The organism is Streptomyces coelicoflavus (assembly GCF_003112555.1).
Classification (GTDB): domain Bacteria; phylum Actinomycetota; class Actinomycetes; order Streptomycetales; family Streptomycetaceae; genus Streptomyces; species Streptomyces coelicoflavus.
The window spans coordinates 68,091-91,682 of record NZ_BEWB01000002.1 but is presented as its reverse complement, the minus strand read 5'-3'; the positions used below and the strand labels follow the sequence as shown (position 1 = coordinate 91,682).

General features: G+C 72.6%; 22 protein-coding genes. 15 read left to right on the top strand and 7 right to left on the bottom strand.

Features of this window, described 5'->3' with window-relative positions; translation table 11 throughout:
* The first annotated feature begins 13 nt into the window (after nt 1-13).
* Nucleotides 14-1,798, top strand: a complete 1,785-nt coding sequence (locus Sco07f_RS00650; RefSeq protein ID WP_159106911.1) for a hypothetical protein — start codon at nt 14-16, stop codon at nt 1,796-1,798.
* Nucleotides 1,799-1,910: 112 nt separating this feature from the next.
* Here the strand turns inward: Sco07f_RS00650 and Sco07f_RS00645 are convergent, their stop codons facing one another.
* A complete protein-coding gene (locus Sco07f_RS00645; protein WP_108987052.1) occupies nt 1,911-2,774 on the bottom strand; it encodes an SDR family oxidoreductase in 864 nt (287 codons plus the stop codon).
* Between the two features lie 123 nt (nt 2,775-2,897).
* On the opposite strand from Sco07f_RS00645, the gene Sco07f_RS00640 reads away from it, so the two are divergent.
* The 7 genes from Sco07f_RS00640 to Sco07f_RS00610 all read left to right on the top strand — a co-directional run bounded on the left by Sco07f_RS00640 (nt 2,898) and on the right by Sco07f_RS00610 (nt 9,580).
* Complete coding sequence (locus Sco07f_RS00640; protein WP_108986635.1) at nt 2,898-3,590, top strand: TetR/AcrR family transcriptional regulator; 693 nt, start codon at nt 2,898-2,900, stop codon at nt 3,588-3,590.
* A gap of 518 nt (nt 3,591-4,108) precedes the next feature.
* Nucleotides 4,109-5,713 (top strand): ATP-binding protein, encoded by a 1,605-nt coding sequence (locus Sco07f_RS00635; protein ID WP_108986634.1) that lies wholly within the window; start codon nt 4,109-4,111, stop codon nt 5,711-5,713.
* Nucleotides 5,714-5,715: 2 nt separating this feature from the next.
* Entirely contained in the window at nt 5,716-6,138 is a 423-nt protein-coding gene (locus Sco07f_RS00630) for a roadblock/LC7 domain-containing protein (protein ID WP_007450033.1), read from the top strand.
* Nucleotides 6,135-6,488, top strand: a complete 354-nt coding sequence (locus Sco07f_RS00625; protein ID WP_007450035.1) for a DUF742 domain-containing protein — start codon at nt 6,135-6,137, stop codon at nt 6,486-6,488. The genes Sco07f_RS00630 and Sco07f_RS00625 overlap by 4 nt, the downstream gene beginning before the upstream one ends.
* Nucleotides 6,466-7,113, top strand: a complete 648-nt coding sequence (locus Sco07f_RS00620; RefSeq protein ID WP_174855291.1) for a GTP-binding protein — start codon at nt 6,466-6,468, stop codon at nt 7,111-7,113. The genes Sco07f_RS00625 and Sco07f_RS00620 overlap by 23 nt, the downstream gene beginning before the upstream one ends.
* Complete coding sequence (locus Sco07f_RS00615; RefSeq protein ID WP_108986633.1) at nt 7,110-8,342, top strand: cytochrome P450; 1,233 nt, start codon at nt 7,110-7,112, stop codon at nt 8,340-8,342. Before Sco07f_RS00620 ends, Sco07f_RS00615 begins: the two co-directional genes overlap by 4 nt.
* 11 nt (nt 8,343-8,353) lie before the next feature.
* Nucleotides 8,354-9,580 (top strand): cytochrome P450 family protein, encoded by a 1,227-nt coding sequence (locus tag Sco07f_RS00610; RefSeq protein ID WP_108986632.1) that lies wholly within the window; start codon nt 8,354-8,356, stop codon nt 9,578-9,580.
* 53 nt (nt 9,581-9,633) lie between these two features.
* On the opposite strand, the gene Sco07f_RS00605 is transcribed toward Sco07f_RS00610, so the two are convergent.
* Nucleotides 9,634-10,104 carry a carboxymuconolactone decarboxylase family protein gene (locus Sco07f_RS00605; RefSeq protein WP_108986631.1) on the bottom strand — a complete coding sequence of 157 codons (471 nt, stop codon included), beginning with the start codon at nt 10,102-10,104 and terminating at the stop codon, nt 9,634-9,636.
* Between the two features lie 112 nt (nt 10,105-10,216).
* Nucleotides 10,217-11,101, bottom strand: a complete 885-nt coding sequence (locus tag Sco07f_RS00600) for an alpha/beta fold hydrolase (RefSeq protein WP_108986630.1) — start codon at nt 11,099-11,101, stop codon at nt 10,217-10,219.
* Nucleotides 11,102-11,262: 161 nt separating this feature from the next.
* Here Sco07f_RS00600 and Sco07f_RS00595 point away from each other — a divergent pair, with 161 nt between their 5' ends.
* Entirely contained in the window at nt 11,263-11,565 is a 303-nt protein-coding gene (locus tag Sco07f_RS00595) for a hypothetical protein (RefSeq protein ID WP_054100802.1), read from the top strand.
* Nucleotides 11,566-11,579: 14 nt separating this feature from the next.
* On the opposite strand, the gene Sco07f_RS00590 is transcribed toward Sco07f_RS00595, so the two are convergent.
* The 3 genes from Sco07f_RS00590 to Sco07f_RS00580 form a co-directional block, all read right to left on the bottom strand.
* Nucleotides 11,580-11,939 (bottom strand): VOC family protein, encoded by a 360-nt coding sequence (locus Sco07f_RS00590; protein ID WP_007450063.1) that lies wholly within the window; start codon nt 11,937-11,939, stop codon nt 11,580-11,582.
* A gap of 53 nt (nt 11,940-11,992) precedes the next feature.
* Nucleotides 11,993-13,507, bottom strand: a complete 1,515-nt coding sequence (locus tag Sco07f_RS00585) for an MFS transporter (protein WP_087790780.1) — start codon at nt 13,505-13,507, stop codon at nt 11,993-11,995.
* A gap of 82 nt (nt 13,508-13,589) precedes the next feature.
* On the bottom strand, nt 13,590-14,963 hold the full coding sequence (locus Sco07f_RS00580) for a DUF445 domain-containing protein (protein ID WP_108986629.1): 1,374 nt from the start codon (nt 14,961-14,963) through the stop codon (nt 13,590-13,592).
* Nucleotides 14,964-15,163: 200 nt separating this feature from the next.
* On the opposite strand from Sco07f_RS00580, the gene Sco07f_RS00575 reads away from it, so the two are divergent.
* The 6 genes from Sco07f_RS00575 to Sco07f_RS00550 all read left to right on the top strand — a co-directional run bounded on the left by Sco07f_RS00575 (nt 15,164) and on the right by Sco07f_RS00550 (nt 22,664).
* Nucleotides 15,164-16,528 carry an SGNH/GDSL hydrolase family protein gene (locus tag Sco07f_RS00575; RefSeq protein WP_108986628.1) on the top strand — a complete coding sequence of 455 codons (1,365 nt, stop codon included), beginning with the start codon at nt 15,164-15,166 and terminating at the stop codon, nt 16,526-16,528.
* A 296-nt stretch (nt 16,529-16,824) separates the two neighbouring features.
* Entirely contained in the window at nt 16,825-17,391 is a 567-nt protein-coding gene (locus tag Sco07f_RS00570; protein WP_108986627.1) for a hypothetical protein, read from the top strand.
* Nucleotides 17,388-18,056: a hypothetical protein gene (locus tag Sco07f_RS00565; RefSeq protein WP_087790776.1), complete on the top strand. Its 669-nt coding sequence runs from the start codon at nt 17,388-17,390 to the stop codon at nt 18,054-18,056. The genes Sco07f_RS00570 and Sco07f_RS00565 overlap by 4 nt, the downstream gene beginning before the upstream one ends.
* Nucleotides 18,057-18,058: 2 nt before the next feature.
* Complete coding sequence (locus Sco07f_RS00560) at nt 18,059-18,409, top strand: hypothetical protein (RefSeq protein WP_159106910.1); 351 nt, start codon at nt 18,059-18,061, stop codon at nt 18,407-18,409.
* Nucleotides 18,406-21,240: a hypothetical protein gene (locus Sco07f_RS00555; RefSeq protein ID WP_108986625.1), complete on the top strand. Its 2,835-nt coding sequence runs from the start codon at nt 18,406-18,408 to the stop codon at nt 21,238-21,240. Before Sco07f_RS00560 ends, Sco07f_RS00555 begins: the two co-directional genes overlap by 4 nt.
* Complete coding sequence (locus Sco07f_RS00550) at nt 21,237-22,664, top strand: hypothetical protein (protein ID WP_108986624.1); 1,428 nt, start codon at nt 21,237-21,239, stop codon at nt 22,662-22,664. The genes Sco07f_RS00555 and Sco07f_RS00550 overlap by 4 nt, the downstream gene beginning before the upstream one ends.
* An 89-nt stretch (nt 22,665-22,753) precedes the next feature.
* Here the strand turns inward: Sco07f_RS00550 and Sco07f_RS00545 are convergent, their stop codons facing one another.
* Complete coding sequence (locus Sco07f_RS00545) at nt 22,754-23,590, bottom strand: DUF1707 SHOCT-like domain-containing protein (RefSeq protein WP_087790772.1); 837 nt, start codon at nt 23,588-23,590, stop codon at nt 22,754-22,756.
* Nucleotides 23,591-23,592 lie beyond the last annotated feature (2 nt).

Sequence of the window (23,592 nt, the reverse complement as noted above, 5' to 3'; positions counted from 1 at the left end):
GAGAGGTATGTCCATGAGCACCCCGGTCCAGCAGACCTCGCCCCGTCCTTCCACGGCCACGTCGGTCTCGGCCCGACAGCGTCGGGAACAGGACGGGAGCCGGGCCGCGGGTCCGTCCGGGCATGCGGCGGAGCACGCCTTCCTGCGGTTCCAGTCCGGCGTCGGCAACCGGGCCGCGACCGCCGCCGTGCAGCGCGTGCGGAACGCGACCGTGGAACGGGCGCCGGAGTCCGCCGAGTCGTCCCGGCCGGGCACCCCGGACAGCTTCGTGACCGCCCTGTCGGGCAGCTCGGAGAGCTTCGTGACCGCCCGGCCGGGCACCCCGGACGGCCACGAGACGTCCCGGCCGGGCACCCCGGAGACCTTCGAGACGGCGAGGGAGCCGGAGCCGGAAACGGCGAGGGAACCGGAAACGGAGGCGGAGGAGACCGCCGCGGCGAGGTCGGCGGACGAGTTGGTCAAGCGGGCCGCCGAGCTGCTGGACCGGTTCAAGAAGAACCTCGACCCCGCGGACAACCTGGCCAAGGGTGCCCAGACCCCCACCAGCGCCGGCCTCGGCCAGGCGGCCACCGCGGCGGGCGACGGAGCCCTCAAGCACGACGCGGCCGCCGCGGGCACGGCCTCCGGGTCGTGGAACCTCCTCACCGAGGTCACCGGTGTCGTGGTCAACGCCTACGACTCGCTCAAGAACCTGAAGGACGCCAGGAAGAAGCGGACCGGTGCCGCGCACCACACGGCTGGGAAGAAGGCCCGGACCAAGGGGGCGGACGCGGTCGTCGGCACCGCCAGTTCGGGTGGCTACGGCGCGGCCGTCGCCAAGGAGGCGACCAAGGTCCAGGCGGCGGCGGACGCGGCGACCGCCGCCGAGGTGAGCGGCATCTTCAGTGCCGTCACCGGCCTGTGGAAGGGCGCCCGGGCCGCGGGCAAGGTCGGGGGAGCGACCCGCAAGTACCGGAGGATCAAGCAGCTCGGGGACCCCGGCGCCGTCCACGAGGAGCTGCTGACCCGGCTGCGGGAGGAGTCGGACCAGGCCGAGCAGCGGGTCGACGCGGCGTTCGCGCGGCTGAACGCCGTCAGGGAGGCCGGCCGGGGGCGCCCGCCCAGGGAGTGGTACCCGGCCGCCGAGGCGGCCTTCGACGCCATCCGGGAGGAGTACGAGCGCGCCGGGAGCGCCGCGGCGGCCCACCGGCGTGCCGTGCAGGACACGGAGGCCCTGAGCGGGACCACGAAGTACGCGAAGAAGAAGCAGCTCGCCAAGATCGGCAAGGAGACCGTGGGCGGCGTGGTGGGCGAGCCCGCCAAGGCCGCGGGCGGCATCGTGGCGGCGGTCACCGCGGCGGGGGTGCTGGGCAGCAACCCGGGCGGTTGGATAGCCGCCGCGGTGGGGGCCGGTCTCATTCTCGGCGTGGCCGGGTACAAGGCGGGGCGCGCGGCCACCAAGCGCTACGAAGAGGTCCGCCACCCCGAGCGCTGGGCACCGGAGGGCGAGCAGCCGGAGGACGCCTGGTCGCGCAAGGATTCGCTGAAGCACGCCCTGAAGATCTGGAAGAAGGTGTCGAAGGGCGAACGCCAGGCCATGGCCCGCAAGATCTACGGTCTCGCGGCCGGTCCCGACATCCCCGGGAGCGCCGACACGACGCCCGAGATCCGGCAGTCCGCCCGGGAGTTGCTCGTCGCGCTCAAGGCCGGTCCCGCACAGCACAAGCTGGAGCCTGAGGCGTGGGCGGAGAGCCTCAACGATCCGGAGAAGACCGCCGGCTGGGTCAAGGAGATCGCGGAGCAGCTGGCCTCGGGGTGAGCGGGCAGGGGGCCGGGGAGCGCCGCCGTTGCCGCCGTGGCGAGGCGCCGGCTCCCGCGGCACCCTGGCCGCGGGCCCTCCCGCAGCCCTCTGCCGCAGGGCTCCCGCAGTCCTACCGCAGGGCCTCCCCCAGCACCTCCCGCATGCCCGCCGGCTCCCGGCCCAGCAGCGTGCCCAGCGTCGGGTCGGTGGGGGCGAACTCCCCCGCGCGGGCGGCGGCGAAGATGCCCAGCAGCTGGTCGGCGTAGTGCGCGGGGACGCCCTGGGCGACCAGCTGGTCGCGGAAGCCGGCCCCGGGTGCGGTGGTCCTCGTGAAGGTGCGGCCGGTCACCTCGGTGGCGAGGGCCGCGATGTCGTCGAAGGACAACGACCGCGCCGCGGTGAGGGGCGGCGTGGGACCGTCGAAGCGGCCCTCGTCGGCCAGGATCGCGGCGGTCGCCTCCGCGAGGTCGGCGTGCGTGGTCCAGGCGACCGGGCCGTCCGCGGGGAGCACGATCTCGCCGGTCTCCCGGGCGTGGTCGAGGAAGCGCGTCGCGCTGGCGGCGTAGAAGCCGTTGCGCAGTGCGGTGAAGGGGATCCCGCAGTCGCGCAGGATCTGCTCGGTGGCGGCGTGGTCGCGGCAGGCCTGGAAGCGGGAGGCCGCACCGGCCCCCATCTGGCTGGTGTAGAGGATGCGGCGGGCGCCCGCCGCGACGGCCGCCTCGATCGCGGCGCGGTGCTGCTTCACGCACTCCTCACCCAGCTTGTCCACGGAGACGACGAGGACCTGCGAGGCGCCCTCGAAGGCGTGTGCGAGGCTCTCGGCGTCCGTGAAGTCGCCCCGCCTGACGCGTACGCCCCGGTCGGCGAAGGCCCGCGCCCGCGGGCTCTCCGGGTCGCGGACGCTGATGCCGGCCCGCTCCGCCGGCACGCGGGTGAGCAGGTGCTCGACGATCCGGTGTCCCAGTTGTCCGGTGGCTCCGGTCACGATGATCATGATGTGCTCCACATGTCCACGGTGAGTGTGTACGGCGATACCGCTTCGCCGTTTCCAGTGATATCACTCCTACGGTAACAGCGATAATCACGATGGCAACACGACCGCGGTATCGTTGATTGCATGCCATCCCGTTCCGACCAGACCCGACAGCGGGTCATCGAGGCCGCCATCGACCTGCTGACGCACGGCGGCCGCGACGCCGTCACCACGCGCGCGGTCGCCGAGGCGGCGGGGCTGCAGCCGCCGGCCATCTACCGGCTGTTCGGCGACAAGGACGGACTGCTCGACGCGGTCGCCGAGTACGGCTTCGCGAGCTTCCTCGCCGCCAAGCACGTCGACCCCGACCCGCGGGACCCGATCGAGGACCTGCGGAACGGCTGGGACCTCGCGGTCGAGTTCGGTCTGGCCAATCCCGCGCTGTACACGCTGATGTACACCGAACCCGCGCGGACGGGCTCGGCCGCCTTCAAGGCCGGCATGGAGATCCTGATGAGCCGCATGCGGCGGCTCGCCGCCGGCGGATGGCTCCGGGTGGACGAGGAGCTGGCGGCCCAGATCATCCACGCCACGGCGCGCGGCGCGGTGCTCACCTGGCTGTCCCAGCCCGAGGACCGGCGCGATCCGGCCCTCTTCACCACCCTGCGCGAGTCCATGGTCGCCGCCGTCACCAACGAACGACCGGCCGTGCGGGACCCCGGCCCGCAGGGTGCCGCCCGCGCCCTGCGCGCCACCCTGCCCGAGCAGACGTCGCTCAGCGACGCGGAGCGGCGGCTGCTGAACGAGTGGCTGAAGCGTCTCGCCGACGCCGGCTGAGCCACGGCCGGGGCGCCACTACCAGCACGTCACGCTTTGGACCAACTCCCTTTTCAGCCATTGGTGTTCGGTCGCCATCCGGGCATTTTTCGCGTCAAACCCCCGGCGGTTCCGGCTGGTAGTCACGAGGTTGACACGACGTGTGAGCACAAGCGGTAGTGTCCCCTCCTGTACGTCGAACGCCGGTCGCGGATACGGGAGTTCGAGGTGGTGGCCGGGGGTGCGCGTTCCCGTCCCGCTTCGAGCCCGCGTCGTCGGCGCCCCCTGCTCGTACCGGTCCTCGCGTGTTCCTGGGAGTTCCATGTCGTGCGCCTTCGTCGCCGCCCGCGCCGCTGCCGACTCCGCGGCACCGGGTGCCCATGGGAGACACCGGTCCGCCGGGGCCCGTTGAGAGCCCGGCCGGCATCGGGCCGGCCCGCGCACCCGTCGCAGCGCACCGCCCCTCCGCCGCGCCCCCGTGCGCCGTCCCGCCTCGGCCACCTCGCCCACACCGACGGCTTCCGATCCGTGAGGACCTGATGACTGAACTGATAGTGACCGCCACCGCCGTGCTGGCGGTGGCCGGAGTCGGGGCCGCGTGGTACTTCCGGCGCAAGGGCGAGCAGGCCCGGCGCCGGGCCGAGCAGCTGCGCGAGCACGCCGACCGGCTCACCCTGCAACTCGTCGCCGCCGAGCAGTGCGTGGGGCAACTGGCCGCCACCGTGATCCCGGCGGCGGCGAACGGCGGGCCCGGCGGTACGGGACCCGAGGGCGGGCTGCCCGTGCCGGCGCAGCTCGACGGGACCCCGCTCGCCGAGCGGCTGCGCGCCGTGCCCGGCGCGGTGGCGGCCGCCGTGGGCGACGTACGGGCGCGGGAGCGGGCCGCCGCCCAGCAGGCCGCGGCCCACGCCGCCGAGCAGGTGCGGCAGGACACCGCGCGGCAGATCGCGCAGGTACGGCACGAGTCCGTCGGCGTGGCCCGGGCCGCCGTGCGCGGCTTCGCCAACAACGTCGTGGCCCGCTCGGCCAAGCTGGGCCGGGCCGTCAGCCAGGGTGTACGGCGGCACATCTCCGACGAGGCGTACGCGACGCTCGTGGAGATCGACCACCTCGCGCAGCAGATGCTGCTCACCGCGTCCGGTTACTCCGTGCTCGCCGGGGACAAGCTGTCCCGGCGCTGGCCCGCCACCTCGCTGACCGACATCGTGCGGGCGGCCATGGGCCGGATCGAGGGGTACGAGCGGATCAAGCACCCCGAGATGGGGTCCGTGGTGGTCGAGGGCCGTGCCGTGGAGGCGGTCGTGCACGCGCTCGCCGTACTGCTGGACAATGCCCTGCGCTACTCGCCGCCCGCCGCCAGTGTCCACGTCTCGCTGGAGCAGGGGCACCACGCCTGCTTCCTGATCGTGGACGACGCCGGGCTGCGCATGGACGACGAGCGGCTGCTGTGGGCCAGCGACGTGATGTCCGGCGAGCAGCGCGACGACATCACCCGCCTCGGCGCCCACCCCCAGACCGGGCTGCGCGTCGCGTCCCTGCTGGCGGAGAACTACGGCTTCCGCGTCGAGCTGACCGCGCCCAACATCTACCAGGGGACCCGGGCCATGGTCGTCCTGCCGAAGAACCTCGTCGTCGACCCGTCGGCGGCCCAGCCGGTGCCGTCGGCCGTGAACCGCGCGCTGCCGCCGAAGGCCGCGGCACAAGCGGCACAGGCGGCACAGGCGGTGCCCGAGGACGCCGCCGCGCCCGCCCCGGCCGCCACGCCCGCTCCCGAGCCCGCCCCGGCCGCGGCACCCGTACCCGTGCCCGAGCCGGTCGCCGCACCCGCCCCCGAGCCCGGTCCCGCCGTCTCGGCCCCCGCCCGCGCGGCCACGCCCAGCCCCGCCCCCGCCTCCGCTCCCGCGGCCACCACCACCGCCAGCGGCCTCACCGTCCGCCGGCGTTCCCCCGCACCCGCCCCCGTACGCCGCCCCGCCGTCCCCGACGACACCGAGCCCGGCCGTCCCGCCGTCGCCGCCGCCTGGGCGGCCGGCACCCGCCGGGGCCGGGAGGGGGAGCGGCCCTCGCCCACCTCCGCCGACGCCATCCACTCCCCCGCCGCTCATCCCACCCCCCACGACGGCGCTGACGACGAAGGACACTGATCGTGCAAGACACACACACCAACAGCCTGGGCTGGCTGCTGGACCAGGAACTCGGCAGCGTCGAGGGCGTCCGGTACGCCGTGCTGATGAGCAGCGACGGGTTGCTGAAGGCCCGCACCGAGACGATCGGCCAGGACGACGGGGAGCGGTTCGCCGCGCTGACGGCGGCGCTGCGCGCGGCGGGCAAGGCCTGGGACGAGTTCACCGGCGGCGCGGGGATGCGGCAGCTGCTGATCGAGTCGGTCGGCTGCATCGGGCTGACGACCACCGCCGCGAAGAACACCATGCTGTCGGTGTGCACGACCGGCCCCGACGCCGACGTCGGCCTGATCTCGCACCACATGGTGCGGCTCGCCACCCGGGTGGGGCACGAGCTGGGCACGGAGGAGCGCGTGCCGGTCGCGGACGGCGGCCAACCGGTATGAGCGGGCCGCGGCGCGACCCGGACATGGTCCGGCCCTACGTCCGCACCCAGGGCCGGATCCGTGCGCGCGAGGACGTGCGCCTGGAGAGCGTGGTCATCGCCGCGACCGGCCCCACGGACACCCTCGGCCCGGACGCCCGCCGGGTGATGCGGCTGTTCGCCGGCGCGAACGGCGGACTGGCCGTCGCCGACATCGCCGCCGCGCTGGAGCTGCCGCCCTCCACCGTGCGCATCCTCGTCTCCTCGCTGATGGACTCCGGCCACCTCTCCAGCCCGGTCGCCGCGATCGACGACCAGCCCGACTTCGACCTGCTGCAGGAGGTACTCCGTGGACTGCGCTCCCTCGTCTGACCGGGCCGACCGGACCGACGAGTCCGGACGGGCCGTCACCTACGTCCCCGCCACGGTGACCCGGTCGGCGAAGATCGTGGTCGCGGGCGGCTTCGGCGTCGGCAAGACGACGCTGATCGGCAGCGTCTCGGAGGTACGGCCGCTGCGGATGGAGGAGCCGATCACACAGGCCAGCACCGGTGTGGACGACCTGCGCGGCACCCCGCACAAGACGACGACCACCGTGGCGATGGACTTCGGCCGCATCCACATGGCCGGCGGCCGGCTCGCGCTGTACCTGTTCGGGCTGCCGGGTCAGTCCCGTTTCCAGCCGCTGTGGGAGGACCTGGCCGAGGGCGCCCTCGGCTGTCTCGTCCTGGCCGACACCCGCGACCTCGACGCCTCCCACGACGCCCTCGGTCTGCTGGACGGCGCGGGCATCCCGTACGCCGTCGCCATCAACACCTTCCCCGGCGCCCCGGAGTACCCCGAGGCCGAGCTGCGCGAGGCGCTGGCCCTGGAGCCGGCCACGCCCCTGACGTACCTCGACGCCCGCGACCGCATCTCCTCCCTGCACGCCCTGATCACGCTGACCGAGTACCTCACCGAGCACCGTCCAGCCGCCCTCCTGGAGTCCCGCCGATGACGCTGCCCTCCGCCGAGCCCGCGCCCCCCGGTCCGCCGGGCCGGATCGCCCTGTACGCACCGGAGTTCGCCGCCGACCCGCACGCCGCCTACCGGAGCATGCGCCGCACCCACGGCCCGCTCGTCCCGGTCGACCTGGCGCCCGGCGTCCCCGCGACGCTGGTGATCGGCTACTACCAGGCCCGCCGCATCCTGAACGACCCGCTGCACTTCCCGGCCGACCCGCGCGCCTGGGAGAAGCTGATCCCGGCGACCTGCCCGGTGCGGCCGATGATGGAGTGGCGGCCCAACGCGCTGCGCTCGGGCGGCGCCGAGCACGCCCGCTACCGGTCGGCCAACACCCACGCCATCGACCGGGTCGACCAGCACGGGCTGCGCGCCCTGGTCGAGAAGGTCGCCGACGGTGCCATCGACGGGTTCCGCGCGACCGGCTCGGCGGACCTGCTCACCCAGTACTCGTTCCCCATCGCCTTCAGCGTCCTGAGCGCGCTGCTCGGCTGCCCGGACGAGATCGGGCAGCGCATCGCCGACGGCATGGCGAAGATCTTCGACACCACCAACGCCGACCAGGGCAACGTGATCCTCGCCCGGGCCGTGTCCGACCTGGTGGCCCTGCGCCGGGCCCACCCCGGCGACGACATCACGTCCCGGCTGGCCCTGCACCCCGTCGAGCTGACCGACGAGGAGATGAGCCACCAGCTCGTCACGCTCTACGGCGCCGGGATCGAGCCGCTGACCAACCTGATCAGCAACACGATCCTGAAGATCCTCACCGACGAGGAGTTCTCCGCGGACCTGCACGCCGGGCTCTCCACGGTGCGCGACGCGCTCGACGCCGTCCTCTACACCGACCCGCCGATGGCCAACTACTGCATCTCCTACCCGCCGTACCCCATCGACGTGGAGGGCGTCCTGCTGCCGGCCGACCAGCCGGTGGTGATCTCGATGGCGGCCGCGAACAACGACCCGGCCCTCACCGAGGGCGTGCCCGCGGGACAGCACGGCGGCAACCGCGCCCACCTGGCCTGGAGCACCGGCCCGCACACCTGCCCCGCCCGCTCGCACGCCTACCTGATCGCCGAGACCGCGGTCACCCATCTCCTGGACGCGCTGCCGGAGACGGACCTGGCCCGCCCGCTCGCCGAACTGGCCTGGCGCCCCGGCCCGTTCCACCGCGCCCTCGAATCCCTGCCCGCCACCTTCCCCGCCGCGCAACCCGCCGCACACTAAGGAGCCAGGTCATGGCGACCCAGCAGCCCGCCCTCGTCCTCGACCCCACCGGCGCCGGTCACCACGCCGAGCACCGCACCCTGCGGGAGGGCGGCCCGGCCACGCGGGTGGACGTCCTCGGGGTGGAGGCCTGGTCGGTGAGCGACCCCGGCCTGCTCAAACAGCTGCTCACCAGCCCCGACGTCTCCAAGGACGCCCGGGCGCACTGGCCCGCCTTCGGCGAGGTCGTCACCACCTGGCCGCTGGCGCTGTGGGTGGCGGTGGAGAACATGTTCACCGCGTACGGCCCCAACCACCGCAAGCTGCGCCGGCTGGTGGCGCCCGCGTTCAGCGCCCGCCGGATAGCCGCGATGCGGCCTGCCGTGGAGGGGATGGTGACCGGGCTCGTCGACCGACTCGCGGAGCTTCCCACGGGCGAACCCGTCGACCTGCGGCAGGAGTTGGCCTATCCGCTGCCGATCGCGGTCATCGGTCACCTCATGGGCGTGCCCGAGGAGCGGCGCGACGGCTTCCGTGCCCTGGTGGACGGCGTCTTCGACACCACCCTCGACCAGGCCGAGGCCCAGGCCAACACCGTGCGCCTGTACGGGGTCCTGGACGAGCTGATCGCCGCCAAGCGCGCCACACCGGGCGACGACATGACGTCCCTGCTCATCGCCGCGCGGGACGACGAGGGCGACGGCGACCACCTCTCGCCCGAGGAACTGCGCGACACACTGCTGCTGATGATCAGCGCCGGGTACGAGACCACCGTCAACGTCATCGACCAGGCCGCGCACACCCTGCTGACCCGCCCCGACCAGCTCGCACTCGTCCGCAAGGGCGAGGTCACCTGGGGCGACGTGGTGGAGGAGACGCTGCGCCACGAACCGGCGGTCAAGCATCTGCCGCTGCGGTTCGCGGTCACCGACATCGCCCTGCCGGACGGGCGGACCATCGCCCGCGGGGAGGCCATCCTCGCCTCGTACGCCGCCGCCAACCGCCACCCGGACTGGCACGAGGACGCCGACACCTTCGACGCGACCCGCACGGTCAAGGAGCACCTGGCCTTCGGCCACGGCGTCCACTTCTGCCTGGGCGCGCCGCTGGCCCGCATGGAGGTGACCCTCGCGCTGGAGAGTCTCTTCGGCCGCTTCCCGGACATCCGCCTCGCGGACCCGGCCGAGGAGCTGCCGCCCGTGCCCTCCCTGATCAGCAACGGCCACCAGCGGCTCCCGGTCCTGCTGCACGCCGGCTGAGCGGCGGGCGAGCGGGACCGGGCGCCGGGGATGTCCGGCCGGAGCCGACGGCTTCAGCCGAACATCCCCGGCTCGTAGTCGCCGGCCGGCTGCTGGGTGATGACGTTCAGGCGGTTGTAGGTGTTGATGACGGCGATCAGCCCGACCAGGGCGGTGAGCTGCTCCTCGTCGTAGTGCTCGGCCGCCTTCGCCCAGGCCTCGTCGGTGACGCCGCCGCCGTCGGCGATGCGGGTGCCCTGCTCGGTCAGTTCGAGGGCGGCGCGCTCGGCGTCGGTGAAGACCTTGGCCTCCCGCCAGGCGGCGATCAGGTTGAGGCGCAGCGAGGTCTCCCCCGCCTTCGCGGCGTCCTTGGTGTGCATGTCGAGGCACATGCCGCAGCTGTTGATCTGGCTGGCGCGGATCTTGACCAGCTCCTGGGTCGCGGCCGGCAGCGTCGAGTCGGTCACGGCCTTGCCCGCGGAGTTGATGTGGCGCAGGATCTTGCCGGCGAGCGGGCTGGCGAACATGTTGAGACGCGCTTCCATGACGGTTTCCTCTCCATCGGTGCCTGATCGGCTTCTCGGTCGTACACAGCTACGACGGATGCCGACGGCGCGATGTGACAGGCCGGAGCACGGCCCGCATGTGACCTGCGTCTCACCCGATCGGGGTGGTGCGTTCCAGCAGCCGGCCCAGTGCCGCCGTCACGGCGTCCGGGCGTTCGTCCGTCACCCAGTGGCCCGCGCCGTCCAGCAGCGTCAGCTCGGCGCCGGGCACGGACGCGGCCAGCCCGGTCGCGATCGCCGGGCTCAGGTACGGGTCCGCGCGGCCCCAGACGACCGCCGTCGGGCAGGCGATGTCCCCCAGCCCCCGGCGCAGTTCCGGGCGGGCCGGGGTGCGGTAGTCGCCGAAGTAGTGGAGCAGCCAGCGACGGCCCTCGGGGGTGGCCATCCAGCCGACGTAGCCGTCCAGGACGCGGGGTTCCAGGTGCCCGGCGCGGACGAGCGGGGCGAAGGCGCGGCGGTGGAGGGCGGCGTAGGGCAGGCGCGTGGCCGGACCGCGGAGGGCGGGGGTGCGTCCGACGAGGCCGAGCAGGCTGAACACGGCGTACCAGCGGCGGGTGAAGGTGGCGTGGGCGCGGCTGTTGAGGATCGCGAGCCGCCGTACCCGCGCGGGGTCGGTCTGGGCGAGGCCGAGGGCGAGGAAGCCTCCGTAGTCGTGCCCGGCCAGGTTCACCGAGCCGAGGCCCAGCGCGTCGAGGAGCCGGCCGAGCCGGGCGACCTCCGTGTCGTAGTCGAAGGACAGGTGGAGGGGGCGGTCGGAGGCGCCCCAGCCGAGGAGGTCCGGCGTGACGACCCGGTGCCGGGCCGACAGGGGCGGGACCTGGTGGCGCCAGCACTGGTGGTCGGCGGGGTAGCCGTGCAGGAGGACCACCGGTTCGGCGTCGGGCGGTCCCGACTCCCAGCAGGCGACGCGGCCGCCGTCCACCGTGACCGTCCGGGGGCGGGGCGGGTCGTAGGTGCGGGGGCGCTGCGTGGTCATCGGTCTCCTCCGGGGCTCGTCCCCCTCCCCAACGGAGCGGATACCCGGAAGTGTCACGATCAGGGCTCGTTGTTCGGCCGAAAGGGGCGGGGATTAGCCTCGGTCCCGACAAGTCGGTACGGCCGGAGCAGGTCCGGCCGCGGTCGGAGCAGGAGGCAGAGATGGCGAAGGTTCCCAGCGCGGTGGTCGCCGCGGGCGGTCTCGTCGGCGGGTACGGCGTGGCCCGCTGGACGAAGAAGCGGCAGCTCGGCGGGGCCGTGCTCGCCGTCGCCGGGGCCGCCGCCGCGCAGCAGTGGCGGCAGCGGGCCGGCGGGAGGGCGGCGGGCGCGCTGACGGCGGCGTACGTCGCCGGGTTCGCCGGGTCGCACCCGCTGGCCAAGAAGGTCGGCGCGTGGCCCGCCGTGTTCGGTGTGGCCGGCGCGGTGGCGCTGGCCTCCTGGGCGGTCGCCGACCGGCGTGCCTGAGGAGGGACGCCGGCTCAGGACAGGTGGGTCAGCACGTTGATCACCCGGCCGTCCGGGGCCCGTACGAAGAAGCGCCGCACGCCCCACTCCTCGTTCCGCGGCTCCCGTACGATCTCGGCGCCCGACGCGGCGACCTGGTCGTAGACCGCGTCGACGTCCTCCACCTCCACGCTGAGGTCGGGGACGACGGGCGCCGTGCGCTCCTCGGTGAACAGGCTGATCTGGGCGGTCGGGTTGGACGGGGAGGCCAGGGTCGTCACCCAGCCCATGTCCATGACCTCCTCGAAGCCGAGCAGGCCGTAGAACTCGCGGCTCGTGTTCCACTGCTCCTCGGCCTCGACGTGGATGTTGGGGACGATCCTGCGGATGCTCATCGGAGGGCTCCTCGACGACTGTGCCGGCCGGGTTCGGGTCGACGTGTGCGACGCTACGCGGTCTTCGCGCCGGAGCCCTCTGTTCCGGGCGCGTCCGGTGCCGCCGTCGACAGCGGCTCGGCGATGTCCTCCAGTGAGCGGCGTTCCGCCTTCACCGCCAGGAACGCCGCCACCAGGCCGGCCGCGCACATCAGGCCGGCGCCGATCTGGAAGGCCAGGACCGTGTCGCCGACCACGCCGGACTCGGTCAGGTCGGCGAAGAGCAGCGGGCCGCTGATACCGCCGGCGGCGGTGCCGAGGGCGTAGAAGAAGGCGATGGCCATGGCCCGGGTCTCCATGGGGAAGATCTCGGAGACGGTCAGGTACGCGCTGGAGGCGCCCGCCGAGGCGAAGAACAGCACCACGCACCAGCAGGCCGTCATGGTCGTCGCCGTGAGCGAGCCGCGGTCGAAGAGCCAGGCCGTGCCGAAGAGCAGGAGGCCGGAGACCAGATAGGTGCTGGAGATCATGATGCGGCGGCCGACCGTGTCGAAGAGGTGGCCGAGGAGCAGCGGGCCGCAGAAGTTGCCCGCGGCGATGACGGCGAAGTAGTAGCCGGTGCTGCCGGTCGGCACGTCGAAGAACGTGATGAGGATGGTGCCGAAGCCGAAGGTGATCGCGTTGTACAGGAAGGCCTGGCCGATGAAGAGGGACAGGCCGAGGACCGCGCGGCGCGGGTAGCGGCGGAAGACGGTCTTGGCGATCAGGCCGAAGCCGATGGACTTGCGCTGGTGGATGGTGATCTCACCGGCCGGCGGCGGGAGCTTCTCACCCTTCTCCTGCTCGATCTCCCGTTCGACCGAGGAGACGAGTCGGTCGGCCTTCTCGCCCTGGCCGTGGATGAACTGCCACCGTGGGCTCTCCGGGACGTGCCGCCGCACCAGCAGCACCACCAGGCCCAGGACCACACCGAGCGCGAAGCTGAGCCGCCAGCCGACGTCCTTGGCGAAGATGTCGGTGTCCAGCATCACGATGGACAGCAGGGCGCCGCCGATCGCGCCGAGCCAGTAGCTGCCGTTGATGATGAGGTCGACCCGGCCCCGGTAGTGGGACGGGATCAGCTCGTCGATCGCGGAGTTGATCGCCGCGTACTCGCCGCCGATGCCGAAGCCGGTGAGGAAGCGGAAGAGGAAGAACCACCAGGTCTCGAAGGAGACCGCGGTCAGCGCGGTGGCCGCCAGATAGACCACCAGGGTCAGCATGAACAGCTTCTTGCGGCCGTGCCGGTCGGTCAGCCAGCCGAAGAACAGGGCGCCGGAGCAGGCCCCCGCCACGTAGAGGGCGGCGGCGAGGCCGGTGATCTGCGCCGAGCTGATGTCGAGGCCGCTGCCGTCCTCGGCGATGCGTCCGGCGACGTTGCCGACGATCGTGACTTCCAGGCCGTCCAGGATCCAGACGGTGCCCAGGCCGATCACGATCATCCAGTGCCAGCGCGACCAGGGCAGCCGGTCGAGCCGGGCGGGGACGGCCGTGGTGACCGTCCCGGTGGAGGCGGGCACCGAGCCCGACGACGACGCTTCTGCTGCCATGGCACCCTCTCCGTCGGGCTCTCCGTCGAGCGAACGCCTCACGTGTGCCCGGGACCGGCCACGCCACGCGCCGCGTCCGGGGCTACGCCCCCAGGATGCGGGAGACCGTGTAGATCAGCAGCCCGGCCAGCGAGCCGACCACCGTGCCGTTGATGCGGATGAACTGGAGGTCGCGGCCGATGTTCGCCTCGATCTTCTTGGTGGTGTGCTCGGCGTCCCAGCCCGCCACGGTGTCGGTGATCAGCGAGGTGATCTCCTTGCGGTAGGTGGTCACCACGTAGACCGCGGCGCCCTCCACCCAGCCGTCGACCTTGCCCTGCACCTTGGGGTCGGAGGCCATCCGGGCGCCCAGGGAGAGCAGCGAGGCGCGCACCCTGAGCCGCAGTTCGCTGCGCTCGTCCTCCGCCGCCGAGACGATCATGGAGCGTACGGCCGTCCAGGCGGACGCGATCAGATCCTGGACCTCGCCGCGGCCCAGCACCTCGGTCTTCAGCCGCTCCACCCGCGCCCGGGTCTCCGTGTCCGACTGGAGGTCGGCCGCGAAGTCGGTGAGGAAGCGGTCGAGGGCGCCGCGCGCGGGGTGGGCGGGCATGTCGCGCATCTCGGTGACGAAGCGCAGCAGCTCCTTGTAGACACGGTCGCCGATCCTCTTGTCGACGAACCGGGGGGTCCAGCCGGGCGCCCCGCCCTGCACGGCGTCCATCACGGAGTCGCCGTGCAGGATCAGCCAGTCGTGGGCGCGGGAGACGATCAGGTCGACGGCGCGCTTGTGACCGCCGTCGGAGACGACCCGGTCCAGCATCTTTCCGATGCCGGGGGCGATCTCCTGGGCGTCGGCCCGGCGCGTGATCGCCTCGCCGACCACCGCCTGGACGTCGGAGTCGCGCAGCACGGTGAGGGCGCCGCGCAGGGCGGCGGACAGCTCGGCCGTCACCCGGTCGGCGTGCTCGGGCACGGCGAGCCAGGCGCCGAGGCGGCTGCCGATGCCGACGGCGCGCAGCCGGTGGCGCACGACGTCCTCGGAGAGGAAGTTCTCCCCGACGAACTCACCCAGCGAGACGCCCAGCTGGTCCTTCTTCTTCGGGATGATCGCGGTGTGCGGGATGGGGATGCCGAGCGGGTGGCGGAAGAGGGCGGTGACCGCGAACCAGTCGGCGAGCGCGCCGACCATGCCGGCCTCGGCGGCGGCCGACACATAGCCCGCCCAGGCGCCCGCGCCCCGGTGGGAGGCCCACTCGGCCAGGACGTAGACCACGGCGACGAAGAGCAGCAGGCCGGTGGCGGTGAGCTTCATCCGGCGCACGCCGCGGCGCTTCTCCTCGTCGGCCGGGCTGAAGGACGTCATCGCCCGGTCACGCACCACGCCCGCGCCGCCGCCGGTGCCCGCCCCCGCGCCGCCGGAACCACCCGTGCCGCCCCCCGCGCCGCCGGGAAGTTCCGTTTTCGTGCGTTCCATCCGCTCCACCGTTCGCTGATACGTCCCTCACACATTGTCCCTTCATGACCGACTCCCGGAACGGAACACAAGTTCCCGGCGTCTGTCCCCGGGAGGGGGAACGCCCCGGGCTCCCGCGGCACTTCCTCCACCCATGACGCATCATGGGTTCATCGGACCGGAGCCTCGGGGCTCCCCTCGCCCGAGGAGAACAGCACAGCATGACCCGGGGTCGTGACGGGGGTGCGGGGGCGCCCCCCACCAAGCACCGTGCCCTGCTCGCGGCGATCGTCACCCTGATAGTGGCGATCTCCGCGGCCATATACGCCGGAGCGTCCGCGGACGACGGCACCAGGGACCACGCGCTGCGGGCCGGAGGCCGTCTCCCGCGGGGAGACGTCGCCCCCGCCTCCACGGGCGCCTGGGTGGGCGCCTGGGCCACCGCGCCGGCGGCGGCCGAGCCGGGCACCGGGACGACCGGCATGGCGGGCCGCTCCGTGCGCAACGTCGTGCACACCTCGGTCGGCGGCACCAGCGCGCGCATCACCCTGTCCAACCTGTACGGCCAGTCGCCGCTGACCGTCACGCACGCCTCAATAGCCCTGGCCGCGGGACCCGACACGGCCGCCGCGATCGCCGACACCATGCGCCGGCTGACCTTCGGCGGCAGCGCCCGGGTGATCATCCCGGCGGGCGGCCAGGTGATGAGCGACGTCGCCCGCATCGCCATCCCGTACGGGGCGAACGTCCTGGTCACCACGTACTCCCCCATCCCGTCCGGGCCGGTGACCTACCACCCGATGGCGCGGCAGACCAGCTACCTCGCCGACGGCGACCGCACGGCGGACGTCACCGGCGTCGCCTACACCACGCCCACGCCGTACTGGCGCTACCTGACCGCGCTGGACGTACTGAGCCACGAGGCGGACGGCACGGTGGTGGCCTTCGGCGACTCGATCACCGACGGTCTCGGCGCCGACGTCGACGCCAACCACCGCTGGACCGACGTCCTCGCCGAGCGGCTGCACGACGCGGCGGGCGACGGCCGGGACACGCCCCGCTACAGCGTCGTGAATGAGGGCATCAGCGGCAACCGGCTCCTGACCGGCAGGACGGGCCGGCCGGCCGACAACCCGAGCGGCCTGAGCCGCTTCGAACGCGACGTGCTGCACCGCACGGGCGTCAAGGCCGTCGTCATCCTCCTCGGCGTCAACGACATCCTGCACAGCCCGGAACTCGCCGACCGCGACGCCGTCCTCACCGGCCTGCGCACCCTCGTCGACCAGGCGCACGCCCGGGGGCTGCGGGTCGTCGGCGGGACGATCACACCGTTCGGCGGCTACGGCGGCTACACCGGGGCCCGCGAGACGATGCGGCAGGAGATCAACGAGGAGATCCGCTCCGGCCGGGTCTTCGACGCGGTCGTCGACTTCGACAAGGCCCTGCGCGACCCCTACGACCCGCGCCGGATGCGCTCCGACTACGACAGCGGCGACCACCTCCACCCCGGCGACAAGGGCTACGCCCGCATGGGCGAGATCCTCGACCTGGACGTGCTGAAGGGCGCGGTGCCGGTCGAGGCGTAGGGGCGTCCGGGCGGGGCGCGCCCGACCAACACGCCACAAATGGGGCATATTCCGCAGTCAATGACGGGATGCGGTGAAAGCCTGGCAGCGCCGCGGCAAGGAGCCTGCGGCCGGCCGGTACACGGTCGTGACCAGGACGAAGGAGCTCCGCATGCCAGGGATTGTCACCGACACCGGCCGAGAGCACGGTTCTCCGAGGTCTGCCCCGAGAACGGCCCCGGTGGCCGGCCAGTCCTGCCGGAGCAGGCGAAACCGGCGATCTGCCAGTGGCGAACACCGCACGTGAGGCGATTTCTGTGAACATCACGCATTTCACCCCCGAGCGCGGCCCGGTCAACACGTCGGTGACCCTCGCGCTCACCGGTCTGCCGGACGACGCGACGACCGACAACACCACCGTGCATCTGAACGGTCTCTCCACCCTCGCCGTCACCGGCGTCGATCCGCGGGCCGGTTCGGTCACGGTGACCGTCGGGGTCAACTCGCACAGCGGCGACTTCACCGTGCTCGTCCACAGCCCGGGCCAGGGACCGGTCACGGCGCAGGGCACCGGCCACTTCGACGTCACGGTGCCGGACGACGAACCGAAGATCGACACCATGCGGCCCGATCCGGTGCGGGCCCCCGGCACCCTGTCGCTGACCGGACGCAACCTGCACGCGGTGAAGTCCGTGTTCATCGGAACCACCCGCGTGTACGGCATCCAGACCGGCAGCACCACCGTGCGGCTGACCGTGCCCTCGTCCGTGCGGTCCGGCAGCTACCGGGTCGCGGGACAGACGGACGCGTACGGAACGGTGTACGCCCCCGGGATGCTCCGCGTCACGGCGGCAGCCGCCGAGCAGGAAGGAGTCCGCCCATGACGTTCACGCCTCAGCAGGTGGTCGACGCCTGGCAGAACATGCAGCCGTGGGTGGAGGGCCAACTGCCCGGCCTCGCCACGCAGGCGAAACTGGCCGACGACGTACAGAAGAACGCCGGGGACATCGGTGTCTGCCAGACCCTGGACGGGGGCGGCCGAGGCAGCTTGAGGTGGTCCAGCGACGGTGACGCCTCCTACACGCTGAGCTCCCAGAAGATCACGGCTCTCAGCAAAGTGACCATCGACACCGCGACCACGGTGGACGAGTCCACCGCCCATCTCCCCTTCAAATTCGCCCGCCTGGAGGTCAACGGCCACTACACCTGCGACCAGCCCTGCGCCGTCTGGGACCTGGGCAAGAAGGTCACGACGAGCCACGCCGGCGGACAGGGCACGGTCGTCCAGGCGATCGACGACAACACGCTCTCCTACGTCGTCAAAACGGGTGACGACATCACCTTGGACAGCGTCGTGATCGGCGGGACCATCCGGGTGAGCCTGACCCCCGACTCCGTTGGCATGCCCCCCTGGATCGCGTCTCTGCTCAGCTTCATGACCCCTGGCTCCCAGATGGAGGCGTTCAGGTCGAAGCTGCAGAACGCGTTCCAGCGGGGCAGTTTCACCACGACCATGCTCACCCTGCTCGAGCACGAGATCAGAGGATGACCATGACCGGGAATCTCGCGGGCACCTACGACGTGCGGGTCACACACCCCACCGGAACGCTGGACTTCGGGACGTTCACGGTGGACGAGAACCAGCAGATCAGCGGCGAGGGCCTTCGGAGGATCACCTACCGGGGCGGGTGGCACCCCACTCCCGGCGGCGGAGCCAACGTCAAGGTGACGGCCACCATTCCGGCCGGGACACCCGTCGACGAGGAACTGAAGACCCTCGAGGAGTCGCAGCGCGACCTCGAGTTCCACCTGGACCAGGAGCACCTGGCCGGCGCCAAGGCCAAGTCGGTCTGGCTGTACGGCTTCGGGACCTCCGACCTGTTCTTCCACCGGAGGCCGTGACCGTGCCACGCGACGACCAGCCGCCCGCCCACCCCCTGCAGTTGGGCCGCACCCTCTACGAGGTGCTGGACCTCACCCTCGTCGGAACGCCCAAGGGCGGCAGCAAGGCCCAGTACACCCGCGTCACCTACGACAACCAGGGCGGCACGCCCGTCGATGCGCGGGAGACCGTCACCGCCGACATCCTGGACGTCCTGGCGGACACCGACACGACCTCGGCGGTGCAGCACGTCCACCTGCTCACCGGCGACGAGCTGTGGATCATCGGCAGCGAGGCCACCCCCACGACGTTCTCGGTCCGGGACAAGAACCTGCGCCTGCTCGTGGGCCTGGACCCGCAGCGCACCGACGAGAGCCGCATGCAGCTGCTGGGGCAGGACGCGAACGGGGTCTTCCTCCAGTCGATGGACTGCTCCTCCGGGAAGCTGAGCGACCCGCTGCGCCTCACGTCCGTGACGGGGCGGCCGGTTGCCGGCACGCTGGTGCGCCGGGGGACCGCAGCGCACGTCGTGATCGCCACCCTGGACGGCAACACGCTGACCCTGCACGATGTCGGCCCGGGTGTGCTGGGCCCCGCTCCCGAGCCCCCCACCACCGTCGCCCGGCAGGTCGTCCCCGACGTGGCAGCCGACGCCGTGGTCGACATGACCGCGGCCTGCCTGCTGCGGAGCACTTCCGACCAGCAGGTTGCGGTGGCCTGCCCCGCGAGCGACGGCAGCCCACGCCTCGGCGTGTGGAACTTCGGCAGCGAGTCCTCGGACGCGTTCCTGCTGACCACGACGCCCCAAGTCACCGGCGTCAAGCCCGAACGCCCCCTGTTCCGGCTGGCCGCCGCGGACCTCCAGCTGGTCAACGACGACGGCAGCACCGGCGGAGTGCACCAGCTGGTCGTGGCGTACGCCGGCAGCTACACCCCCAAGGCCGGGACCACGTACAAGGGTTGCGGGGTGGTCGTCCTTTACGAACTCGCACCGGACGCGGCCGGCCCGACGAGGATGAAGCTGAATCCTCTGACCGACCACGTCGCGTGCCGGGCGTACGTCGGCGATGCCGGGACGAAGGAGGAGAACAAGCGGGCGATGCCGCTCGCCTCCATCGACCTGCACGTGGCGGCCGGGCTGTTCGGCGAAGTCCTGCCGGCTCACCGGGATCAGCCGCCTCAAGGCGATACGCAGGGCGTCCTGGGCGTGGTCGTCACCGGATGCGGCGCCGACCTCGGGGAGATGATGAGGGGCAGGGCCACCGTCGCCGCGGGCCTGCTGCCGGTCGATCCCCAGACCAAGAAGTTCCCTTTGTACTCCGGCAGGCCGGGCGTGCCGCAGAGCGTCACCGCGCTGATGACCGTGGACTTCAGGAAGCCCGGCCCGCTCTTCGCCCTCCCCAGCGACGTGACCGGCAGGAGCGTCGTCCTGGGGCCGCCGACGTTCTCCACGACCTCGAAGGACGGGGCCGGCGGCCAGCTCCTCGCCGTCGTCAAGTCACCGCCGTACGAGGCCTCCGTCGCCAAGGCGAAGCCGACCCTCGTCTACGGCACGGCCGGCACGGTGACCACCGGCACCACCGTCTCGTCGAACAGGGAGTGGACGTTCACCGACGACACCGCGGTGAAGATCGGCGTCAAGCAGCAGTCGCTCCAGGACAAGATGAGCAACTCGTACGGCCGCAGGTTCAGCAAGTCCGACGAGCACTCCACCACCACGTCCGTCCGCGTCATGTCACAGACGTCGGACAACGACATGCTCGCGGTGTACGGGATGGAGTACTACGTCTGGACGTACCCGGTCTACCGGAAGTCCACGAACAAGGGGGAGCCCGACGGCACGCTGGCGGTCGTCTTCCCCACCACGCCGGATCCGGTCCAGAAGCTGCTCACCGCCGCCGGTGCCCCGGAACTGGGCTACGTGCCCCGCTCGACACCGGGCGTGCTGCTCAGCTACGTCGACACCGACCGAGAGGGCTACGATCCCTCCCGGCTGGTCTTCCAGCTCGACTCCTACCCCGTCTCCGACGAGAAGGAGGGATCGACGGTCACCTACGCCGAGTCCACCATGGACAAGAAGAACATCGGCAAGGACCACACGGTGCGCCAAACCACGTCCAGGAGCGAGCAGTTCTCGCTCAGCACGTCCCTCCTCCAGTACGTGCCGGTCAACTTCGGTCTCGACATCACCAAGACCGACGCGTACGCGAAGACGACCCTGAGCACGACCTCGCTCACCAGCACCACCGACCTCACGGTCAGCATCAAGTCGGGCGCGGTGACGAGCTCCGACTACGACTACGAGGTCACGCCCTACATCTACCACCACAAGACCATGGGCTGCCTCATGGTCGACTACGACGTCTCGCTCCCGGGGAAGGGCTGGAACAGCCACTACAAGCAGCCCGAGCCGATGCTCATCCCTCTCGAGCCCTTCGCGCACGACCCGTTGCTCCGCGGCTACAGCCGGTCCGTGTCCTTCGGGGACGCCACCGCGGACGGCACCGTCACGGTCGGCGTCGAGATCTTCAACAACGGACTCCAGCAGATCGACGAGGTCGTCTGCGAGTTCTACCAGGGCCCGCCCCGGGTGAAGGAGGACGCTCTGGTGCCGCCCGACGGCACGGCGACCGGCACCAAGTCCCTCACGCCCCTCGCCGCCAAGGCCCGTGGCACGGCGAACCTCGGGATGTCCCTGTCCCAGAAGGACCTGGTGACGGTCAAGGTGTACGACGCCAGGAGCCCCGAGTCCGCCGAGGTCTACTGGGCCATCTACCCGGCCTCGGCGTACCAGGACTGGACCCCGCCCTCGACGGCGAACACCACCGGGAGCGGGGAACCACCGGCATGAGGCCGATCGCCACCCAGCGCGCCGAGTACGGCCGGCGGCCGGCGACCGTACTCGGCGCGTCCACCGCCCTGCCCGAAGGGCTCTCCCCCGCGACCGCCGAAGAGGTGCTGCGGACCAGGCGGTTCGACCACGGCCTGTACGTCACGCGGGCCGCCGGGCGGGCGGCCCGCGCGCTGCGGGACAGCGTCCCCTCCCTCGCGGCCGCTCCCCGGCTCGGTCTCGTCCTCGCCACCGACCGGGGCGACCAGCACGCGCTGCTGCGACGGCTTCCCGAGTTCGGCTCCTCGATGCAGCGCGGTGAACGGGCCGCCACCGACCTCTTCCGGTCGATCGCCTACTTCCCGGTCGGGCGCATCGCCCGGAGCGTGTCCGCACTCCTCGGCGCCCACGGCCCCATCGCCACCGTCCCCGCCGACCCCGGGCAGGCCGGGCGACTGGCACAGCTCTGGCTCGCGGCGCACCGCGCCGACCAGGTCGTCGTGGTGACCGCGGAACTGACCGGAGACGAGGAGGCGTCCGCGACGGCCGAGCTGTGGCAGACCGCCCCCGACTCCCGCCCCGCCCCAACGGACCCATCGGACCCAACGGACCCCCACGGCCGGCCCGTGGTTCCCCTCACCGTGACCGGTCATGTCGAACGGCCCCACACCGCGGGCGGTCTCCCCTGGGCCGAACTTCTCGAGAGCGCGCTGACCGGACTCGCCCCCGAGCCGGGGCGGCGCACCGCGCTCGTCGTGACCTCCCTGCTCGCGGACGCGGGCGAGCAGGCGTTCGCCGCCCTCTCGCCCCGGGACGCCGGTCCGCCGCTGAGCCTCGCCGTCCCCTCGACGGCCGGACGGCTCGGCTTCGACGAAACGCTCGTACTCGTCGGCTCGTCCGGCGGAAGCATGACGGCCCTGGCCGTGGCCCAGGACCTGGTGACCCTGGGCCGGGCGGACGACGTGGTGGTCTGCGGGGTCGACCTCGTCCACGGCTCCCTCTCCCAGGCCCTCACGCTGATGGAGTGCCCCGACCTGCCGCACATGCGCGGGGGCTCCACCGCCCTCCGGCTGCGGGCCGCGACCCCCGGGGACGCGGGCAGCCCCGTGCTGCACACGTGTGCGCTGCTCAGCCCGCCGGTCCCCGACGCGCCCGACCGGCCGATGCCGCTGGACGGCGTGCTGCTCCGGCACCGTCCGAGCCCCCGGCCGGCGCACGTCGCGCTCAGCGGACTCAACACGATCGACCTCGCCTGTGCCGGACAACTCGCCGCCCGCCTGTGGCCCGGCACCCCCGTCTCCAGCCGCGGGGACGTGCGGAGCGTCAGCGCGGACGTCCTGCGGCTGCTCGCCCGCGCCGACACCCACGAGCTGCCGATGGGCGTGGCCGGTGTCCACTCCCTCGGCGGCACGGGGTACTGCGTCGCGGCCCGTCATACGCCGTAGCCGCCGACTTGCCGACTCGCCGGAGCCGGGGGAGGCGTTCACCGTCGTGCGCGGCCCCGGGCGTGCCCCAGGCGTGCGTGCCTCGGGCGTCAGTCCTCGCCCCGCCTGCGGCGGTCGCGGTCCTCGCGGCGCAGGTCGCGGCGGTCGCGGCGGTCGTCGCGGTGCTCGCGCAGCATGTCCCGGTGGTCGTCCAGCATCCTGCGGTGGGCGTCCTCCGCGTCCTCCCGGGCAGCGGAGTGCAGCTCCCTCCGCGCGGCCCTGCGCTCCAGCTTCTCCTGCCGGCGCTCCTCCTTCAGACGCTGCCGCTCCGCCCGCGTCACCTTGCGCTCGACGCCGACGCCGCCCCAGAAGGCGAAGCCCGTCACGACCACGCGCGGGGCGCCCCGGTCACCGGGGACGCCCTCCTCGCTGTGGTCGAAGCCGCCCATGATGCCGATGCCGCGCACGATCACCTCGACACCCGGCGGCACGACCACGTTCATCCCGCCCATGACCGCGACGCAGTTGATCACGACCTCGCCGGCCGAGAAGTCCGCCTCGCGCAGATCGATCTCCCCACCGCCCCAGAACGCGAAGCAGTTGAACCGCCCCGGCACCGTCCAGCGCCCCTTGCGCTGGAAGCCGGACATCACCGCGACCGCCCAGGTCGACGAGGGCTCCGCGCCGGTGATCCGCCCCGCCCAGCCCCCGTCCCGCGCGGGCTCCTTGGTCATCGACACCCGGGGCGCCTCGGCCACCGTGCCGACCGGCAGGTCACGGGTGATCGGCGCCAGCTCGCCGTACGTCCGCGCGCTGTACGTGGCGTCCAGCCGCTCCTCGAACTCGGTCATGTCCAGGCGCCCCTCGGCGAGGGCGTCGCGCAGGACCTCGGCGACTCGTTCACGGTCGGCGTCGGATGCGCGGAGTTCCGGGGCGTCGTCGGTCATGA

Excerpts from the sequence above, each read along its gene's own strand:
- Sco07f_RS00650 (WP_159106911.1), top strand. The coding sequence starts at position 14 with ATGAGCACCCCGGTCCAGCAGACCTCGCCCCGTCCTTCCACGGCCACG.
- Sco07f_RS00645 (WP_108987052.1), bottom strand. The coding sequence starts at position 2,774 with ATGATCATCGTGACCGGAGCCACCGGACAACTGGGACACCGGATCGTC.
- Sco07f_RS00640 (WP_108986635.1), top strand. The coding sequence starts at position 2,898 with ATGCCATCCCGTTCCGACCAGACCCGACAGCGGGTCATCGAGGCCGCC.
- Sco07f_RS00635 (WP_108986634.1), top strand. The coding sequence starts at position 4,109 with ATGACTGAACTGATAGTGACCGCCACCGCCGTGCTGGCGGTGGCCGGA.
- Sco07f_RS00625 (WP_007450035.1), top strand. The coding sequence starts at position 6,135 with ATGAGCGGGCCGCGGCGCGACCCGGACATGGTCCGGCCCTACGTCCGC.
- Sco07f_RS00615 (WP_108986633.1), top strand. The coding sequence starts at position 7,110 with ATGACGCTGCCCTCCGCCGAGCCCGCGCCCCCCGGTCCGCCGGGCCGG.
- Sco07f_RS00610 (WP_108986632.1), top strand. The coding sequence starts at position 8,354 with ATGGCGACCCAGCAGCCCGCCCTCGTCCTCGACCCCACCGGCGCCGGT.
- Sco07f_RS00605 (WP_108986631.1), bottom strand. The coding sequence starts at position 10,104 with ATGGAAGCGCGTCTCAACATGTTCGCCAGCCCGCTCGCCGGCAAGATC.
- Sco07f_RS00600 (WP_108986630.1), bottom strand. The coding sequence starts at position 11,101 with ATGACCACGCAGCGCCCCCGCACCTACGACCCGCCCCGCCCCCGGACG.
- Sco07f_RS00595 (WP_054100802.1), top strand. The coding sequence starts at position 11,263 with ATGGCGAAGGTTCCCAGCGCGGTGGTCGCCGCGGGCGGTCTCGTCGGC.
- Sco07f_RS00590 (WP_007450063.1), bottom strand. The coding sequence starts at position 11,939 with ATGAGCATCCGCAGGATCGTCCCCAACATCCACGTCGAGGCCGAGGAG.
- Sco07f_RS00585 (WP_087790780.1), bottom strand. The coding sequence starts at position 13,507 with ATGGCAGCAGAAGCGTCGTCGTCGGGCTCGGTGCCCGCCTCCACCGGG.
- Sco07f_RS00580 (WP_108986629.1), bottom strand. The coding sequence starts at position 14,963 with ATGGAACGCACGAAAACGGAACTTCCCGGCGGCGCGGGGGGCGGCACG.
- Sco07f_RS00575 (WP_108986628.1), top strand. The coding sequence starts at position 15,164 with ATGACCCGGGGTCGTGACGGGGGTGCGGGGGCGCCCCCCACCAAGCAC.
- Sco07f_RS00565 (WP_087790776.1), top strand. The coding sequence starts at position 17,388 with ATGACGTTCACGCCTCAGCAGGTGGTCGACGCCTGGCAGAACATGCAG.
- Sco07f_RS00560 (WP_159106910.1), top strand. The coding sequence starts at position 18,059 with ATGACCGGGAATCTCGCGGGCACCTACGACGTGCGGGTCACACACCCC.
- Sco07f_RS00550 (WP_108986624.1), top strand. The coding sequence starts at position 21,237 with ATGAGGCCGATCGCCACCCAGCGCGCCGAGTACGGCCGGCGGCCGGCG.
- Sco07f_RS00545 (WP_087790772.1), bottom strand. The coding sequence starts at position 23,590 with ATGACCGACGACGCCCCGGAACTCCGCGCATCCGACGCCGACCGTGAA.